Origin of the sequence: Desulfatibacillum alkenivorans DSM 16219, from assembly GCF_900142135.1 — a bacterium.
Classification (GTDB): Bacteria; Desulfobacterota; Desulfobacteria; order Desulfobacterales; family Desulfatibacillaceae; genus Desulfatibacillum; species Desulfatibacillum alkenivorans.
On the sequence record NZ_FQZU01000013.1, the window covers coordinates 1 to 18311 of the forward strand.

17 protein-coding genes are annotated in these 18311 nt (G+C 54.5%); 9 read left to right on the plus strand and 8 right to left on the minus strand.

The genetic code is table 11. The features are described from left to right. Nucleotides 1–1749: 1749 nt before the first annotated feature. Together BUE18_RS12055 and BUE18_RS12060 are read right to left on the minus strand one after the other, a co-directional pair. Nucleotides 1750–2541, minus strand: a complete 792-nt coding sequence (locus BUE18_RS12055; RefSeq protein WP_028315022.1) for a thymidylate synthase — start codon at nt 2539–2541, stop codon at nt 1750–1752. Nucleotides 2542–2551: 10 nt separating this feature from the next. Beyond that, nucleotides 2552–4258 (minus strand): AMP-binding protein, encoded by a 1707-nt coding sequence (locus tag BUE18_RS12060; protein ID WP_073476000.1) that lies wholly within the window; start codon nt 4256–4258, stop codon nt 2552–2554. Nucleotides 4259–4607: 349 nt separating this feature from the next. On the opposite strand from BUE18_RS12060, the gene BUE18_RS12065 reads away from it, so the two are divergent. The 4 genes from BUE18_RS12065 (at nt 4608) to queC (ending at nt 8354) form a co-directional block, all read left to right on the plus strand. After that, nucleotides 4608–6296: a flagellar assembly protein A gene (locus BUE18_RS12065; protein WP_073476002.1), complete on the plus strand. Its 1689-nt coding sequence runs from the start codon at nt 4608–4610 to the stop codon at nt 6294–6296. A gap of 118 nt (nt 6297–6414) precedes the next feature. Then, nucleotides 6415–6795: a 6-carboxytetrahydropterin synthase QueD gene (gene queD, locus BUE18_RS12070; RefSeq protein WP_073476003.1), complete on the plus strand. Its 381-nt coding sequence runs from the start codon at nt 6415–6417 to the stop codon at nt 6793–6795. Beyond that, complete coding sequence (locus BUE18_RS12075; protein WP_073476005.1) at nt 6796–7443, plus strand: radical SAM protein; 648 nt, start codon at nt 6796–6798, stop codon at nt 7441–7443. A gap of 206 nt (nt 7444–7649) precedes the next feature. Next, a complete protein-coding gene (gene queC, locus BUE18_RS12080) occupies nt 7650–8354 on the plus strand; it encodes a 7-cyano-7-deazaguanine synthase QueC (RefSeq protein WP_073476007.1) in 705 nt (234 codons plus the stop codon). 59 nt (nt 8355–8413) lie between these two features. Here queC and BUE18_RS12085 read toward each other — a convergent pair whose 3' ends face one another. The 4 genes from BUE18_RS12085 to BUE18_RS12100 form a co-directional block, all read right to left on the minus strand. Further along, nucleotides 8414–8575 carry an SDR family NAD(P)-dependent oxidoreductase gene (locus BUE18_RS12085; protein WP_083610968.1) on the minus strand — a complete coding sequence of 54 codons (162 nt, stop codon included), beginning with the start codon at nt 8573–8575 and terminating at the stop codon, nt 8414–8416. Nucleotides 8576–8716: 141 nt separating this feature from the next. Beyond that, nucleotides 8717–9994, minus strand: a complete 1278-nt coding sequence (locus tag BUE18_RS12090) for an SMP-30/gluconolactonase/LRE family protein (protein ID WP_073476008.1) — start codon at nt 9992–9994, stop codon at nt 8717–8719. A 32-nt stretch (nt 9995–10026) separates the two neighbouring features. Then, a complete protein-coding gene (locus tag BUE18_RS12095) occupies nt 10027–11694 on the minus strand; it encodes a thiamine pyrophosphate-binding protein (protein ID WP_073476010.1) in 1668 nt (555 codons plus the stop codon). Between the two features lie 30 nt (nt 11695–11724). Next, nucleotides 11725–12081 (minus strand): hypothetical protein, encoded by a 357-nt coding sequence (locus BUE18_RS12100; RefSeq protein ID WP_073476012.1) that lies wholly within the window; start codon nt 12079–12081, stop codon nt 11725–11727. Between the two features lie 273 nt (nt 12082–12354). On the opposite strand from BUE18_RS12100, the gene BUE18_RS12105 reads away from it, so the two are divergent. From BUE18_RS12105 to BUE18_RS12125, 5 genes are all read left to right on the plus strand, one after another. After that, entirely contained in the window at nt 12355–12960 is a 606-nt protein-coding gene (locus BUE18_RS12105; protein ID WP_073476014.1) for a TetR/AcrR family transcriptional regulator, read from the plus strand. A gap of 129 nt (nt 12961–13089) precedes the next feature. Then, the gene (locus BUE18_RS12110; RefSeq protein WP_073476016.1) at nt 13090–13752 is read left to right on the plus strand and encodes a TetR/AcrR family transcriptional regulator; all 663 of its coding nucleotides are present in this window, start codon (nt 13090–13092) and stop codon (nt 13750–13752) included. A gap of 35 nt (nt 13753–13787) precedes the next feature. Then, nucleotides 13788–14762, plus strand: coding sequence for an NAD-dependent epimerase/dehydratase family protein (locus BUE18_RS12115; RefSeq protein ID WP_073476017.1), 975 nt, complete (start codon nt 13788–13790; stop codon nt 14760–14762). Further along, the gene (locus BUE18_RS12120; protein ID WP_073476019.1) at nt 14759–15646 is read left to right on the plus strand and encodes an acetoacetate decarboxylase family protein; all 888 of its coding nucleotides are present in this window, start codon (nt 14759–14761) and stop codon (nt 15644–15646) included. Before BUE18_RS12115 ends, BUE18_RS12120 begins: the two co-directional genes overlap by 4 nt. Further along, nucleotides 15643–16422: an SDR family NAD(P)-dependent oxidoreductase gene (locus BUE18_RS12125; RefSeq protein WP_083610970.1), complete on the plus strand. Its 780-nt coding sequence runs from the start codon at nt 15643–15645 to the stop codon at nt 16420–16422. The genes BUE18_RS12120 and BUE18_RS12125 overlap by 4 nt, the downstream gene beginning before the upstream one ends. Before the next feature lie 61 nt (nt 16423–16483). On the opposite strand, the gene BUE18_RS12130 is transcribed toward BUE18_RS12125, so the two are convergent. Together BUE18_RS12130 and BUE18_RS12140 are read right to left on the minus strand one after the other, a co-directional pair. Next, nucleotides 16484–16942 (minus strand): DUF6036 family nucleotidyltransferase, encoded by a 459-nt coding sequence (locus BUE18_RS12130; RefSeq protein WP_073476021.1) that lies wholly within the window; start codon nt 16940–16942, stop codon nt 16484–16486. 340 nt (nt 16943–17282) lie between these two features. Continuing rightward, a complete protein-coding gene (locus tag BUE18_RS12140; protein WP_073476024.1) occupies nt 17283–18245 on the minus strand; it encodes a hypothetical protein in 963 nt (320 codons plus the stop codon). Nucleotides 18246–18311 lie beyond the last annotated feature (66 nt).

An 18311-nucleotide genomic window follows, 5' to 3' on the forward strand; every position in this document is an offset into this window, starting at 1 on the left:
CAGCTTGGCCAGGATGGAGTCCGCCGTGCCCAGGTACTTTTGCCACTTGAGCTTGACCTTGCCGTCCACCCGGTGCGTTTCCCGGAGGTACCAGTAGGTTCTACCTTTAATGATTTTCTTGTATAAATGCGCCATATTGCATTGTGACAAATTAGGTTCTACATGTCAAGGCAAAAAGAAAGTATTCGTTAGAAAAATAACCGGTTGAATCAATGTATTGAAAGATTGGGGATAGGTTCTACAAGGGGGAGGGTTCAACGGATTGATTTTATTAAAAATAGCAGTTCATATTCCATTTAGCTCTGAAAGTCCTGTTTAATTGGAATTGGCGTAGGCTTAAAAAGATGGAGAATTGAAAGGAAAGCAGGAAATTTTTTTTCTTGGAAGGATTTATTTAGGGAATCAGAATCAAGTCAAACAACTGGGGTTCCGATATTATTTTGGTTTTTGTTTGGAATGGTTTTATTAGCATTTTCTGTTTTTTTGTGGGTTCTGGGGGACGTCCCTTAAGATTCTTGGGGACGAAGATTCTTGTGATTCATGGGGACGTCCCTTAATAAGTGACTAACTCTATATCTTTTTGAAATCATATATTATTTTTCATTACATAGGGGCCATATTTTAGCAAAAACGGAGGTGAGGCGGGTGGAACTGCCGTTGGTTTGTAAGCATTGCCAACTGGGACAAGTTGCAGGTTATCCACGATCTTTTCGGTTGAACAACATGTCGCTATGCGACCCTGGCAGGGTACTGCTCTGCCTGGGCTGACCAAGTACCCAAAGTCAAAGACCCTGGATTCCCGACAGGGGCGCTCGGGAATGACGGGCAAAAAGCATGGACAGGCACGGGGGCCTGTCGCTACAAAAGCCGGGGCGTTCGGGAATGACGCAACGTTCTTGGGGACGTCTTTGATTATTCCACTAACTTTGAATCTTATTGAAATCACGTGTTATTTTTGATCAAGTTGACATGGACGGCGGACGAATTTGGTATAACCAAGGCGGCGAGACGGTGGAAATGCCGTTGGTTTGTAAGCATTGCCAACCAACTGGGACAAGTTGCGGGTTATCCACGATTTTTTCGGTTGAACAACATGTCGCTGTGCGACCCTGGCAGGATACTGCTCTGCCAGGGCTGACCAAGTACCCAAAGTCAAAGACCCTGGATTCCCGACAGGGGCGCTCGGGAAAGACGGCCAAAAAGCATGGACAGGCACGGGGGCCTGTCGCTACAATAGCGTGGACGCCCTGGAATGACGGGTTTGGGAGCCTCCCAGATACGGCGCGGGGACCGCGCGACGACGGCGGGAAAACTGCACTACGGCGGGCGAGGAGACCTCGCCACTACATTGCGCGGGGACCGCGCAACTATTTCCCAGAATGCCAAAGTCAAAGACCCTGGATTCCCGACAGGGACGCTCGGGAATGACGGGCAAAAAGCATGGACAGGCACGGGGGCCTGTCGCTACAAAAGCCGGGGCGTTCGGGAAAGACAACGAGGGCGCAGCAAGCAACGCCCCTACGAATGTAAGTGCAATTGTTGGGTTTGGCGGGGCTCAACTTGAGTTACGATTTTGAAAGACGCCCTGCGCGAAGCGCCTTTTAAAGGTTTTTTGCGGAGCTTTTTTTCAAAAAAGCGACCCGCCGGAGGCACGCTTTTCTGATTTTCGGCAATTTGCCGCCGGAGGCCGGTCTTTTACCGGGCCTTTTCCCTAAATCGGGGAAAGGCCCGGTTTGGTTTTGGCTTGGTTTAGTCTCTCAGGCAGCGGAGCTTGGCCAGGTCTTCGGCGTAGCCGTACAGGTGGAGGCCTTTGCTTTCCACGACCATTTCCCCGTCTTTGACTCCGATCTCCGTTGCCATGTACTCCTTGAGGTTCTGGATTCCCGCCAGGTTGGCCGGGAGGCCTCCCCACAAGTCCCAGGATCTGAAGTACACGAAAAAGTGCAGGGTTCCGTCCTGGATGCGGGTGTCAATGGAGCGCAGGCAGGGAGGGTCGAGCAGGGTCAGGTCCGAGGGGTGGGCCACCTGCAGGACCATCTGGTTGTTTCTGTGCCCGAAATTCTTGTAGGTTTGGATAATCCATTCGATTTGGTTCAGGTAAAGCCGGCCGTCTTTTTCGTAGACCACTTTGCCGTCAGGCTCCCGGAAGTCGATGATCTCCTTGTTTTGGGCCTGCCACCAGTCCAGTTTGTCGCCTGTGATGGGCGCGCCGGTCAGGCGTTCCCCGTAGGTGTAGGATTCCCCTTCCTCTTTATGGGGGGTCATGAGGTATTCTATGTAAGAGCGCTCGTAGCCTTCCCCGCCGTAGATGTAATCATGCTCCACGGGGTTGGGGATGCCGCAGGCCGGCGGGATGTCCGGCAGCAGGGGCTGGGTTCCGGGAAATTTTACATGTCCGGTGAAATAATCGTACTCCAGCCGGGTTTGTCCGGCGTAGGAGCCCCGGTCAATGACAAAACGGCTTCCATGGTCCAAAATGTCATGTACGGCTTGAAACCAAAGATCAGGCAGGTCGCGCGCCTGAATGGAATGAATTTTCATAAACCTGTCCTTATTGCTTGGGAGGGCGTAGCGCCTTTTTGTCCACCTTGCCCACGGCGGTAAGGGGAATAGCATCCACGAATTCAACAATTTTGGGCACTTTGTAAGGTGACATATTTTCCCGGCAATAAGCAAGGATTTCTTCTTTCAGCTGACCCTTGTCGCGCTCAAGATACTCCACGGCAAGCTGCACCACCGCTTTTACGGTTTCGCTGCCCGGCCTTTCCGGGTTGGGAATGCCTATGATGGCGCACAGTTCCACGCTGGGTATATTGGAAAGAACCTCTTCCACTTCGCGGGAAAATACTTTGTACCCGCCCACAATAAGCATGTCCTTGGCCCGGTCCACCAGATAGATGTAACCGTCTTCGTCCATACGGCCAACGTCGCCGGTGTGCATCCATAATTTGCCGTCGTGCTCGCGCAGGGCGTGGCTGGTTTCGTGGGGCTTGTTGTGATATCCGGCCATGACCTGGGGGCCGCTCACGCAAATTTCCCCCTCTTCCCCAAAGGGCATTTCCCGGGTTCCGGTCTCCACGTCCATGATTTTGATGTCCGTGTTGGACAGCGGTATGCCCACGGACCCGATTTTTTTAGGACTCACATGGGGGTTGGAGGTGGAAAGGGGCGAGGTTTCCGTCATGCCATACACCTCGATCACCTTGCCTTTTCCCACAAGGGCTTCAAACCGTTTGATGGCGTCTACGGAAAAAGGCGCGGCCCCGGAAACGCACATCCGCACATTGGAAAAATCCAGGGATTTAAAAGCCGGTTCATCCAAAAGCATTTGGTACAGGGTGGGCACGTTGACCAGGACCGTGGCTTTGTGAGCCTTGATTTCGCCGGCGATGTGCTTGGTGTTTCTGGGGTCGGGAATCAGGCACTGGGCGCTGCTGGTGGACATGGCGGCCATGCCCATCATCTTGCCGGCCATATGGAAGAACGGAAAGCCGGAGCAAAACACGTCTTTTCCGGGTTCAAACTTGCTCCACCGCACCTGCTGCTCCACGTTGGCCACGATGTTCCGGTGTGTCAGCACCACGCCTTTGGGCAGGCCGGTGGTGCCGCCGGTGTACTGGATAAGGCAGGTGTCCTCGGGCTTCACCGAAACCTCCGGGGGCGTCGGGTCTCCCTCCTTGAGAATGGTGAGGATGGGCTCCACGGTCTTCCCGGATATGGGCTGGATCAGGCCGGTGGGAATTTTTTTCAGGGCGGCGCCCAGGGATTTTTTCACAAAAGGCATAAAGTCCCCCACATTGGCGTAATACACCTTTTCCAGAGCCGGAACCTGGTCCCTGATTTCCCACAGGGCCTGCTCAAAGAAAACGTCCAGGGTGACAAGAACCTTGGCGCCCGAATCGTTGAGCTGGTGGGCCAGCTCCCGGGGTTTGAGCAGCATGGATATGCCGGTGGCCGCCATGCCCGCCCTTTGAACGCCGGCCAGGGCGATCAGGTACTGGGGGATGTTGGGCATATGAATCCCCGCCACGTCTCCCACGCCGTAACCGCACTTTGCCAGATGGGCGGCAAACCGGGCGGACATCCGGTCCAGGTCTTTGAATGTGATTGTTTTTCCCATGAAGAACAAAGCGGGTTTGTCGGGAAACCGGGTCAGTCCCTGCTCCAGAATGTCCCTGTAAGAGAGAGAGGGAATTTCAATTTCAGCTTCTATGCCGGGGTCGTAATGTTTGAGCCAGGGTTTGTCGCTGTAATGCATGATGCGTCCTTTCTGCAGCAAGAATTCTGCACGGTGGGTTTAAGATAAAGAACGTACACACAAATATTTGTCTTGGATCATTCAACGGAAGTGGAGATTGACAGCTTTGGGACTTTGCTTAGTGTAGCAAAAATTCGGCGTTCTATACAAGCAAATGCGTCTTTTGGGCGATAAATCGCTTTAAGGCCCAATATAATGCACTCCGGTTGGCGCAAAGTTAAAAAACAATGTAAAATTAATAGGATGGCGCCATGATTGCATTAAGGAATTTAGCCTTGCAACGGTCCGAGAACCGGGCGGCGGAAAAGTCTTTTTACAACCTTTATCACGCAAATGGCGGGGGCGAGGGATGGCCTCTGAAGCAGCGCCGGACGGAACCGGCAAAACAGAAAACTTAAATGATTCCAAGCCAATGGGCGGCAATCAGAACCTCAATCCTTCCCAGGAAGGGAGACCGGTGCGCGGCCGGGAGCATGGCTGGGAAATCGCAATATTCCATGAAGACATGGAAGCCGCCTTGGTGTGCACGGACCCGGAAGCCCCTGCAATTACCCCCGAAAAGGTTTTGGATCTTTTGGACGCCCGCAACATCGTCTACGGGGTTGCAAGCAGGGAGGAGATTGCCCAGGCCATAGAAAAGGCAAAAGCCAACGGAGAGCCTGCAGCGGTCGCCCAGGGCGCTCCGGCCGTCCCCGGAACCGCCCGGTACATTGAATACCTTTTTGACATAGATCCCCTCAAGGTCGGAAAAATCAAAGAAGGGGGGGAGCTGGACTTTAAGGATCGGGGGGAAATACCCCAGGTTCAGAAGGGAGACGTCATCGCCAGGGTTGTGGAGGGCACGGAAGGCGTCCCCGGCATGGACGTTTTCGGCCAGCAAATCGAGCCTCCGAAAGTGGAGTCGGCAAAGACCATGGTGCGGGTGGGGAAGGGCGCCTCCAAGTCAGAGGACGGAAGCGCCGTCATCGCTTCAACGGACGGCAGGCCGGCCGTCACCGGCGACGGGCGCTTGTTCGTGTTCCCGGGCCTTACCATTCCCGGAGATGTCAGCCTTGAGACGGGCCATGTGCGTTTTGACGGCGCTATAGAGGTCAAGGGCAGCGTTCAGGACGGTTTCGAAGTCCAAGGAGGCAGCCTGACCGCCAAGGAGATCGGCAAAGCCGTTATCAACGTAAAAGGCGACGTGGTGGTTACGGGCGGTATTTTGGGCGCAAAGATTCAAGCCGGAGGAACCGTCCGGGCCAAGCACGTATACGGATCCACTATAGAAGCCGTGGGCGACGTGGTGGTGGGAAAGCAGATCCTCGACTCCAGGGTTATCACCACCGGAGCGTGCATCATACCTCGCGGCAAAATCCTTTCCTCGGGAGTGTGCGCCAAACAGGGCATCGAGGCCATGCAGGTGGGTTCGGATTCCTCCAAGCCCTGCACGTTGCTTCTGGGGGTGGACGAAAGACTCACGCGTGAGTTGGATAGAATCAAGGAAGAGATTCAACAGACCAAAAAACAAATGGCGAAAAAAGACGTCTTGCTGGATGAGATCAACAAGGCTCAGGAAAAGCTGCAGGAAAACGTGGGCCGTCTGGCTCAGGTGCAGGATAAAGCCATGGTGGCGGCCAGGGATCTGGATAAAAAAATCGAGGAAGGCGAGGGGGACGTGTCCGCCATGACCATGAGGGCGGCCGCCATCAGGCAGCAATCCGTCCAGGTTGGGGAGGCCCTTGACACCTTGCTGGAAAAGCAAGAGCTGATTTTTGACGACAAGCGCAATAAAGAAAAGGAAAAACAGGCGCTGGAAGAACGCATCAAAGATCTGGAGCAGGAAATCGAATATCTTATAGCCAAAGATAAAGAGGAGCCGGGGCTGCCGGAGCTTAAAACCAAAGGAGCGGTGTTTTCCGGCACCCTGCTCAAAGGGGTTCATGCCTCCCTGACCATGCCCGAGGACATGTCTTTCATCAGAATCAAGGAAAAACGCACCGTGGACGAAAACGACCGCCCCATCTGGATTATGGAGGTCGCCCGTCAAAAAGCGTGAGGGTTCTCCCTTGCCCGCCAAGTTTCCAAAAGCCAACATTTGACGAACAAGCATCATATGGGGTATTTCCTGATAAGAAGTACAATGTTTCAAAACCAACCCGTTGGAGAAAACCGTTATGGCCGGAGTTTTTGAAATATACGTTAAAACCCATTTTAGCGCGGCGCATGCACTAACCGGCTACGACGGAGACTGCTCCCGGATTCACGGCCACAATTGGATGGTCGAAGTTTCCATCCAATGCCGTAAGCTGGACAACGTGGGAATAGGGATTGATTTCAAGGACGTCAAGGACGCGGTGGAGGAAATCACCCAAGGCCTGGATCATTGCATGCTGAACGACCATCCCGCATTTCAAAGCGTGAATCCCACTTCCGAAAACGTGGCCATGTTCCTTTATAAGGAACTGGGATCTCATCTCAACAACAAGTACACCAAGGTCAGCCGGGTGAAGGTTTTCGAAGCCCCCGGCGCAGGCGCAGCCTACTGGGAGGAGTAAATGGCGCTGGATGTTTGCGAGATTTTTTACGGGATTCAGGGGGAGTCCACGTATCAGGGAATGCCTTGCGTTTTTATCCGCCTGAGCGGATGCAATTTAAGGTGCCGCTGGTGCGATACGGGTTACGCCTATGACGCGGGCCTGACCATGAGCATCTCGGAAATCATGGACAAGGCCGGCCAGTTTGGGTGCCCCATTGTGGAAGTAACCGGAGGGGAGCCCCTGTTGCAAAAGGAGACTCCCGCCCTGGTGGACGCCTTTTTGAACATAGGCCTTCTGGTGCTTTTGGAAACCAACGGCAGCCAGGACATTGCCAAGGTGGATTCCAGGTGCATCCGCATCGTGGATGTTAAATGTCCCTCCAGCGGCATGGAGGAGTATAACGATTACAGCAACCTCTCCCGCATGACCGAAAAGGACGAGCTTAAATTCGTCATTGCAAACCGGGAGGATTACGACTTTGCGCGCAAGCGGGTTCGCCTGTTGGATTTTGACGGATGCCGGATGAACGCCATCCATTTTTCCCCGGTCTTCGGCGAACTGGACCCCAAGACCCTGGCCGAATGGATTCTTCAGGACCGCCTGGAAGTAAGGCTGCATTTGCAAATGCATAAATTCATCTGGGGCAAGGACGCCCGCGGCGTGTGACAACTAATTTACTGAGGCTGCTCCGCCCTCCGTCATCCCCGTGGAGGGAGGCGGCGGGATGATTGCAACAGTGTCGCAATCCGCATGACGCTCTCCCGGAAGCGGGGACCCAGCGTCGTTATGAAATCGCGGCCGAGCCCGGCTCCTGAGATAAGTATCGTGTCCCCTCGAAATCAATAAGGAAGCGAAAGAACTCCATATCTCCCATGACTGAAAAGCAAACAAAAAAAGCTGTAGTGCTGCTAAGCGGCGGCCTGGACTCCGCCACGGCTATGGCCATGGCGAAAGACATGGGCTTTCAGGTCTACGCCCTCAGCTTCTCTTATGGCCAGCGCCACACCACCGAATTGGAGTCCGCCAAAAGGGTCGCTAAAACCCAGGGCGCCGTCCGGCATCAAATTGCAAACATAGACCTGACCTGCTTTGGAAGCTCGGCCCTCACCGCCGACCTCGACGTTCCCAAAGGCCGGGCGACGGAAGACATGCAAAAGGAAATCCCCGTCACCTACGTGCCCGCCCGGAACACCATATTCCTTTCCTTCGCCCTGGCCTGGGCCGAAGTTTTGGAAACCCCGCATATTTTCATAGGCGTGAACGCCGTGGATTACAGCGGATACCCCGACTGCCGCCCGGAATACATCCGGGCCTTTGCGACCATGGCCAACCTGGCCACCAAGGCGGGCGTGGAAGGCCGCACAAAAATCGAGATTCACACGCCCTTGATCGATCTCACCAAGGCGCAAATCATCCAAAAAGGAACTGCCTTGGGCGTGGACTACGGCCTGACCCATAGCTGCTACGACCCCTCGCCCGAAGGCCTGGCCTGCGGCCAGTGCGACTCCTGCCTGCTTCGTAAAAAAGGCTTTGAAGAGGCCGGAGTTCCCGACCCCACTAAGTATTTTGGCGGGTGAACCTGCGCAACATTGCGGCGTCTTTTTTATTATCTTAGCTGCGGATAGGGGCTGAACCGTCACAGAGCGCTGATTTCTTCGGCGACGCTGTTAACGTTCGCCTCGATATTTTCAATAATAACCACATGGGCGCCGTTTTTTGCAAAGTCCAGGCAAGCAGCCTTGCCGATTCCCGTGCCTCCCCCGGTGATGATCGCTATTTTATCCCTTAATTTCTGCATGATAAGCCCCTCCTGATGATTAAGAGTTGAAGGATAAACAATCCCTTTTGGTGTCAGGCCGCCTTTTTTAATGAGCGGCCCAACGCCTTGCAATTATTGGATCCTGGACTCCGGAATTACAGGAATGCCTGCAATCCTTTTTTAATTCAAAGGGTTTTCCATGCTGTACAAGCCATGGGATTCCTGGTCGAAACGTGGCAGATAGATCCTGTCCCGGCCGGGAACGACAACTGAGACGTCATTCATGAGGCTCCCGTCGTGCATGGTGGCGTACAGCGCTTGCGAGCAGTCCGGCGAAAAGGCGATAATGCCCGTTTCCTTGCCCGCCGGAATCATGGACGGCGGAATCCTTAGGAATAAAGGTTTGATCCAGGGATTCGCATGGATAAAGTTCACCAACGGGGACCGCCTTTTCAACAAGCCCGCCCAGACTCTGCCCTGGGCGTCCCGGTCCAATCCGTCCGGCATGCCGGGAAGGTCCTTCCAAAGCACCCTATCCTTGCCTGCTTTGGCGCCTTCCAGATGCAGCCGCAATATCCTGAACTTGATGGTCTCGGTTATGAGGACGGAGCTTTCCCGATCGCCGTTTTCATACTCCAGCAACACGCCGTCCAGAAATGAGTATCCCCGGCCCACCAAGCCTATACTGCCGTCCTCCAGATCCAGCCGCCACAGCATGCCGTTTTTTCCCAATGAGATGGCTTCGGCAACGGCGCCGCCTCCCATGGAGGCGCCTTCATAGGCGAAAGGCTCGCTGAAGTAGATGCGCTTACCGTCCCTGCTTACGTCCAGGTCGTTGCAGAACATGAGAGCCCGGCTGTTTTGCTCGGTCATTTTATCTATTTTTAATGCCTTGAAGTTCTCGCCCGTGTATACCGCCCCGGTGTTTTCGCCGGGGATAGTGCAGGTCTCAGGGATAACAGGAGCTCTGGTAAGCAAAGGGGCAACCTGTTTGGTGGAAATGGACAGTTTGTAAATCCCGACTTGCTCGCCTTCAGGATAGGTCGCTCCGTGCAGATAGGATGCGCAAAACACGATCGTATCCGGATCGCCGGGCATTTGCCGGGCGCCCGCCGCCATCAGGGGCGGGTCCACAAAGGGCTCTGCAGTATTTGCGGCAAAATCCACCTTCCAGATTTTGCCGTCCATGCAGGTCACGAAAGCGCGGCCAAGGTCTTCCTGAAGAACGATCTCGTCGTGTCCGGGCAAGTCCATCATTTCCGCCAACAGCTCGCCCAAAGGATCGCCCTCAGCCTGCACGTCTGTGACTTCCTGGGGAACCTCCCCCATTTCAATGGGCGGATGGATGCGGATATACGGCGGAGGCGCCGTCGCCGACCAGAGGATAACGCCCGCCGCAAACAAGGCGATCAGCGTAATGCTGATGGCCTTTCCTCTTTTATTGGCAAAAAACCCCATGCTTCCCTCCATTTGCAATTATGGTTCGGCTTTTAAAAGTCCGACAAGGTCTGGTAAAAGACCACCGTGGCCGGGCTCACCGCCGTGCAGTCCGTCATAACATTCACGCAGGCGGGCTTGCCGGACTCAATGGCCCGCTTCAAGGCCGGGATGATGTCCTCGTCCTTTTCCACAAATTCGCCGTATCCGCCCAAGGCCTCCACCATTTTTTCGTAATGGCGGGTTCCCAGCTCCGAGCAAGTGCAGCGCTCCGGGCCGATGCTCATCTCCTGGGCGTGCTTGATCATTCCCCAGGCGCAGTCGTTGTTCACCACGCAGACAATGGGGATGTTCAGGCGCACGGCCGTGTCAAACTCCATGCCGTTGAACCCAAAGGAGCCGTCTCCGTTCAACAGGATCACCGGCTTGTTCGGATGCGCGATTTTTGCGGCCAGAGCGAAGGGAACGCCCGTGCCGATGCATCCCAGCAAAGAGCTTGCAGGCGCCAAGACTCCGGCCTTATGGATGGACGAAAAACCGGCGCTGCCATAATAGCTGGTGTCTCCGCCGTCCACCACGTAATAGGCGTCCTCGCCCATCACCTTATGGATTTGGGCGACCAACCGGTTGGGATGGATGGGATGGGAGGGGGTTTCGCGCTGCTCCCGCTCCGTAACCAGAAAAGCGCCGTAAGCGGCGCGAAGATCCTTTTCCCACTGGCTTCTATCCTTGCCTGCGGCCATGGGCGTTAAAAGGTCCAAAATTTGTCCGGCGTCGCCCGTCAACCCAACGTCGGAGGTCCGGTTTCGATCAATCTCCGTGGGGTCTATGTCGATCCTGACCACCTTGGCGTCTGGAAAGGTCTGCCCCGACTCCATGACCCAGTTCAAACGCAACCCGACGATGATAACCAGATCCACCTGGGGCAGGGCGGCCATGACCGCCGTAAAGCCTCCGTCATTGATGGAACGGGGATGGCTGTCCGGCAGGGCGCCTCTGCCGTTGTTCAAAAGGGCGAAGGGGATTCCGGTCTTTTCCGCAAAGGCGGCGACTTGCTGGCCGCATTCGCTGAAGCCCACGCCGCTGCCGCCAATCAACAAGGGCCTTTTCGCCTGATCGATCAATTTGGCGGCGGCTTCCAGGTCCTCCTTTACGGGCGTCACGGAGGTTTTTAAGGTCCGCCGCTTGGGGATGTCCACCGATTCCAAATCCACGGCAATGGACAGGATGTCCGGGGGCAATTCCAGAAAGACGGGGCCGGGCCTTCCCTCCACGGCTTGGCGGAACGCAATGGAAAGGTATTCGGGAATGCGTTTGATGTCGCGGCACGTGGCGCTCCATTTGACCACGGACTTGACCATGTCGATCTGGTTCATCTCCTGCAAAGCGCCCTTGAGATCGTCCCTTAAAGGGTGCCGGCCGCACAAGACGACCATGGGGGCGTTGTCCAAAAACGCATTGGCAATGCCGGTCAGGGCGTTGGTAAAGCCGGGGCCCGCCGTCACCAGGCAAACGCCGGGCTTGCCCGTATACAGGCTCCAGGCGTGGGCCATCATGGACGCCGCCTGCTCGTGGCGAACGTCCACGCTTCGCAAGCCGAACTCGTTCAAGCCGTCCAGGATGTTTTCGATATGCGCGCCCGAAAGGGTGAAAACCGCCTCGACGCCCTCAATTTCCTTTAAATACTTAGCGACCAGATGACCGCCGGTAATTTGCGACATGAAATCCTCCTATGAATATTTGTTCCGAGTTTACATGAGTTGATCGATGGCTTCCTGAAACCACATGGCGTATACGCTCATTCCCAGCACCTTCAGGTCCCCACGCGCCGCGGCGTTGAACACGGCGTCTTTTTTCCTGCTGGTCATCACGGAAAACCCAGCGGCTGCATCCTTCCAGACCAGCGCCGCGTCATAATCCGCCTGATCGCCGGGAAGCGAAGAAACGCGTCCCCTGTCAAAAATAAAAAGCCGCGCAGGATCCCCGGCGGCGGTCTTGATCAGAATTTTCACTCTGGCCTTGCGGATGAAATGCCTGAACCCCTTGTGCGTCTTTGAGGCCACCCGCAACGCTGCATAAAGGGCGTACAAAAGAAGGGAAAATTTCATACTTGTCTCCGTAACTAAGGCCGCCCTGGCGGATAGGTACAAGGCTTCGGGGTATCAGGGCGTCCGTTTATTGGTGGAGGCGCACACGCGCCGAAAAACATGAACTAAAGTTCATTTATTCAAGAATACGAACTTTAGTTCATATTGTCAATAAATATTATTTACATGAATTATAGCTGGTTAACCCAATAATGCTTATAGGGGGATGGATTTATGGGATTGACACTAGGTTGTGAGTTGGCTACATTGCGGCCATGCAAAGAAAGGGACGATATGGGCAAGGTTAGACAGCCTCAACAGGATAGAAGCATCAAAACGCGGGCCGCCATCATGGACGCGGCGTTCGCCTTGTTTGCGGAAAAAGGCATCCACGGGACCAATTCCAAGGAGATCGTGAAAAAGGCCGGGGTTTCCATCGGCAGTTTTTACGCCTATTTTAAAAACAAGAAGACCCTGCTTTTGGAGATGCTGGAGGACTATCTGGACAGGCACTACACCGCCATTTGGGAAGAGGTGAGCGCAGCGCCCCCTGCGCAATGGGGCGAGGACGAAGTGCGAAGCCTGGTCCGCCACGTGTTCAAGGCTTACGACATATCCCCGGAATTTCACCGCCAGACCCACGCCTTGCGCTACTCCGATCCCGACATCAACGAGGTGTATGAAAGGGACCGGGAGAGGCAGGTGGCCCAGTTGGAGTCCCTCATCATTGCTTTCAAGGATGTGCTGAACATAAAGGACGCCCGGGCTTCCGCGCTGATAATCCATAATTCCGTGGAAAACGCGGCTCACACCGCCAAGTTCATCGGCCATCGCATAGAGGAGGAACGCCTTATAAACGCCCTCACAAACATGATCTACGAGTTTATCAAACCCCGGTAAAAGTAAGCCATTCGATAAATGGGCAGGAAGGCGCCGGCGGCCGCTTTGATTGTATAGCGGCCAAATTTTCTTGACAAAATAAATTGGACGGTGTTCAATAAACGCCAGTCAACAATTAAGGAGACTCCCATGCCCAAAAAAGCCATGACCCCCGAGGAAATCCAGGCCATGAAAAATCGCATCCTGGACCACGCCCTGGAACTGTTGGGACAAAAAGGATTCGACGGACTGACCATGCGGGGCGTGGCCCGCAGCATGGGGGTGTCCAGCGGCACGCTTTACGTCTACTACGAAAACAGGGACGAACTGTACCTTGCGGTTTTGACCAAAGGCTTTGAGCGGCTGCACGAAAATTGCCGGGCGGCCCTGGAAGGGGTTGCAGCGCCCATGGACCGTTTAAAGGCCCTGGCGACGGCTTATCTGGATTTCGGCATGCAGGATTCCCACTTTTACAACCTTATGTTCACCTGGCATGTGCCCAAGTTTCAGGACTACTTCGGCACGCCCATGGAAGCGGCCGCCAGCCGCGAGCTGGAGGTCTCCCAGGAGTTTTATAACTTCGCGCTTCAGCCTATCCGCGAAATCATGGAAGTAGCCGGGGTTCCGGCCTCGGAAAGCCGGGCAAGGTCCCACATGGTCCTGTTCTGGAGCCTGCTCCACGGGTACATCGCGGGATTGAACAACACGCTTTTAAGCTACATGCACGAAGATCCCCTCTCGCTTCGCGAGACCGTTCTTCAGAATCTTTTCAGGCATATAGAGAGGGAAATGGCGGAGTCTTCCACAAAGTAGCGAAGGCTTTCGCATGACGCCAAGGGGGGCGAATCATGAAAGCACTGGTGACCGGCGCCACGGGATTTATGGGCGCCAAATTATGCAAGGCTTTGGCCGGACAAGGCGACGAAATCCGCGCGCTGATTTTTCCCGGAGAGGACTATTCCCACATAGCCCAGTGGATTTCCGAAATCCGCACAGGAGACATCACCGACATATCCACCTTGCGCGGCGCGGCCGACGGCGTGGACGTGGTGTATCATCTGGCCGCCCGGGTGGTGGATTACGGAACCCGGGAAGACTTTTTCGGCCCCATTCTGGACGGAACCCGGAACATGCTGGAGGTCAGCGCGGACAAGGCCGGGCGGTTCGTCTACATAAGCTCCATCTGCGCCTGCGGAACAGGCAAGCACCTGAAAGGGCGCAAGGAATCCGATCCCTGCCAAAAGACGGGCGTTTTTTACGGGGACGCTAAAATGGAGGCCGAAGTCCTGGTCAAAGGCTTTGAATCCCGCTTTTCCGGCGGCGCGGTGATCGTCCGGCCCTCTAACGTCATCGGCCCCAGAAGTGTGTGGGTCGCCGAGGTCGGGTCCATCATTCAGGGCGGCGGCTTCGCCTATTTCGACCGCGGCCGCCACGGCGCGGGCCTGCTTTTCATAGACAATCTGGTGGACGGAATCCTTTTATGCGGGTCCGAAAAAAAGGCCGCCGGGCAAACCTATTTTTTCTGCGACGATTACAATCTGCTCTGGAGGCGCTATCTGGACGACCTTGCCGCCATGGTCGGCGGAAAAATCCGCATGAACATTCCCTTTGGGCTGGCGTGGCTTCTGGGAAGCATCTTTGAAAAAATCGCCCTGGCGACCAAAACCAGGCCGTTCATCACGCGCCATGCCGTGGGTCTTATGGGCCGGGATTGCGAGGTTGATACTTCCAAGGCCAAAGCAGAACTGGGATGGAAGACAAGGGCGTCCTACGCCGACGCCACGCAAGAAATACATACATGGGTGAAGGAGAACATGCAATGAGCAAACAAGCGCCGCCAAGAAGCTACGACGATTTCCGCAAAGACCCTTTTTTCAATGTTCCCAACAGGATGACCAAAACCTCGGTGAGCCCGGTGGTGCTTCCCATGCTCTTCAATACCACCCGGGTCAGGCACTTGAACTACTTCATCGACCCCGAAAGGGTGGATCCGCTGCTTAAAGGAACCGGCCTCATCCCCTGCCGCTTTTTCAACGGAAAGTGCCTGCTCAGCTTCATTTTCTATAATTATCAGGACGTCACCATCGGGGCATACGACGAGGTTACCATCACGGTGCTGGTGCGGCCGGAAATGCTGCCCGACCCTAAAATCTACCTCCCCAGCATCTTCAAGAAAAAAGGGATCAACTGGAACGGCATCGGTGCATACGTCATCGAAATGCCCGTGACCATTCCACAGGCCCGCGCCGCAGGCCGCGAATTGTGGGGCTTTCCCAAGTTTCAGACCAAAATCCCCTTCAAGCTGCAGGGAAACCGCTTTGAGTTCGGCGTGAAAGACCCGGAAACCGACGAGTGGATCGTGGAGGTCAAAGGCTCCCATACCGCGGGCATTCGCATGACAGGCACGGACCTGGTGACCTTTTCCAACTTCCGCGGAAAAATCTGGAAGACCATCATCGACACCAACGTAAAGTACAAAAACTGCTTTGTTAAAGACCTGGAAGTCCGGGTGGGAAAAAGCAGCCACGGCATGACGGAAAACATCAAGGCTTTGGGACTGGAAACCGCCAAGCCCTTTATTATGTGGACCTCCGACAACTTGCGGTCCCGGCTGAATCACGGAGAAGCCATCGCCGACTTTCCCACGCCGCTCTTGTCTTATCAACCCGAAGGGGGCGACGGAGAAGCTGAGGGAGTGACCTTATGAGCATGAAATCCCTGGAGGGAAAAACCATTCTGATAACCGGCGCCGCGGGCGGCCTGGGTTCGGAATTCGCACGCCAGCTTTTAGCCCTGGGCGCCCATATTCTCCTGACGGATCGGGATAAGGACGGGTTGAACGCCCTGATTGAACCCGCTTATCCGGGCAAAGGGAAGATCCTTGGCGCCATAGTCTCCGACATCTCGGACGCTGCAGGCTGCCTGGATCTTTACAATGAGGTGTATCGGCGCGCTCCGTCCCTGGACATGCTCATCAACAACGCAGGCATGATCAATTACGGCAATTTTTGGGACATCCCGGACGCCCCCTGGGAGACGCTCATATCCGTAAACCTCCTGGCGCCCATGCGCTTGAGCCACTTGTTCGCCGCCGACATGGTGAAGAATGGCCAAGGGCATATCGCCTTTGTGTGCTCCTTGTCCGGCATTGCGGCCACAGCCATGTCAGCGCCTTATTCCGCCTCCAAATTCGGAATCCGGGGTTTCGCCATGGCCCTGGCGCGGGAGCTCAAGGACAAAGGGGTGAAAACAAGCATCATCTACCCCTCCTGGGTGAACACCAGGCTGCTGCAATCGCCGGAATACGGCTCGGAAAAAACCCAAAGCCTCAACTCCATTTTAGCCGAAGACCCGGCCAAGGTGGTGCAAGGCGCCATCAAGGGCATCCGGAAAAACAAGGTCCATGTCTGCCCCGGCCTTTTCGCCAAGCTGGTCTGGCAGGCGGCCAAGCTCATGTGCATCACCACCAGGCAGGCGCATTGAAATAGATATAATGGAGATCAGTATTAAAGGTATGTCAGTCTGGAACAGGAATTAAAGAGTATCACAATCCAGAAGATGTAATGCCTTTCAGAGCCTCAACATCGGCTAAATCCTTCATTCTACCGGAGGCTTTTTTATTACGAATCAAGTCGTCTATTGATAAAACGTTCACAATAACTCCGCTTAAGTCAACAGCGTGAGACTGTTTGTAGGCTGTCTCAAAGGCAAGGCCGGATGCTTGCGTCATGATGTCTATTCGCCTGGGAGCGACTCCAATTTGGAAAACGGTGTCTTCTGAGAGCAGGTCCTGGATAGTGAGCTTGTCCAAAGGTGCACCGAAATGGATCAACGCCCTCATGACTGCTTCAGCGTTTTCTTGTGTAGGCATGACCCAAATGTCAATATCCATAGTGGCTCGAGGATATCCGTGGACCGCCATGGCATAGGCTCCGACGAGAAGGAACTTAACCCTTTCGGCGGATAAGGCGAGTAACATGTCTTTGTAGTCGTTGTTCAGCATCGAAATTTGCGCTCAAAGAGACCAGTTCACAGGTCAGGGGCCAAACCATGGCAAGGCGCTCCTCAGGAGTTCCGGGAACGTAGTCGTCATTGTGAATTTCGGCCATTCGCCGAAGGGTTGTTCGTTTTCTATCCATATTAAAATTATACCATTATAATTAGTTAATTGGCAACAGCCTTGTGCGGCGCTTGAGGTTTCCCCGGCCTTTTCGCCAAGCTGGTCTGGCAGGCGGCCAAGCTCATGTCCATCACAACCAGGCAGGCGCATTGACGCCGATGCTGCGGGATATTGTTTGCGAAGCCCTCCCCCATGCAAGCGGGAGGGCTTCATAATCATCGGCCTAAAAATCCAGATGAAAAAACCTGGCGTCCTTGCCTTTTAAGATGGCCTTAACCCGGCGGTTTTTTGAATGTTCCAGCAATCGAGGATATTCCCTGGTTTTTGTAAAGCAAAATTTTTCGGGCAGCGTGGTGTACACCGACCTGGGCGGCTTCCGGCCGCTTTGCCTCTTGATTTTGCAGCCGGTCTCAAAGGAATGATAGAAAATCCGGTTGATGCCGATTTCCTCCTTTAAAAACCAGACCGCGGCGGAAAGCATGGCTTCATCCCAGATTTTCATATGAGGCTTCAAAACCTGCTCGACGTATTTTAACAGCCCCTTGGGTGTATAGCCCCAGTCTTCAAAAAACTCCTGATCGGAGATTTCGTTGCTTACGGCCTCTTCAGCAAATAATGCAGCGAAGGTTTTCTCCCACAAGGCGTTTTTGATCCAGTCGCATTGAACCTCCTCTATCAAGGCTTCATCCGTGTCAAAATCCAGGTCTATCCTGGCCCAGGCCAGGGTTTTAAATCCCTCTTCCGCGTTGGGATGCTCTTTGAACACAAAGATATTTTCTTCACTTGGATGGAAAGTTTTCCGGAACGGCGTGTTGTGCTTGCCTGAAAAATTCAACTGCAATACAAGATTGGCCCCCGGCCGGGATGTCTGGTAATACGGCCGGCTCCATTTGGCGTCCCCAACCCATTTTCCCAAAGTCAGCAGATAGCACTCGGGCATGGCGGGCCAGAGCGAATCCAGGGCGCCTTTGGTCAGTATGCCGGAGCCTGCGCCTTTAAGAGCGTTTTTTACCATGGGCTTATTCAACAGCTTGCCCAGGCGGCTTTTTTTGATTTCCTGAACCCGCTTGCCGTCCCCCACATAGTAGGAAAGCATCATCAAGGCGTACCGGTCCCTGAAGTAATAAAACGGCGTTTTTCCCTTGGGAAGGCAGTCTATGATTTCGTTCACTGTTTCTTCTTTCATGGAATTTTTTTTCTCCTCACAGGGAAGGGAGAAAACGCGGAAAAGGCCGGCATCCCGGCGCTTAGG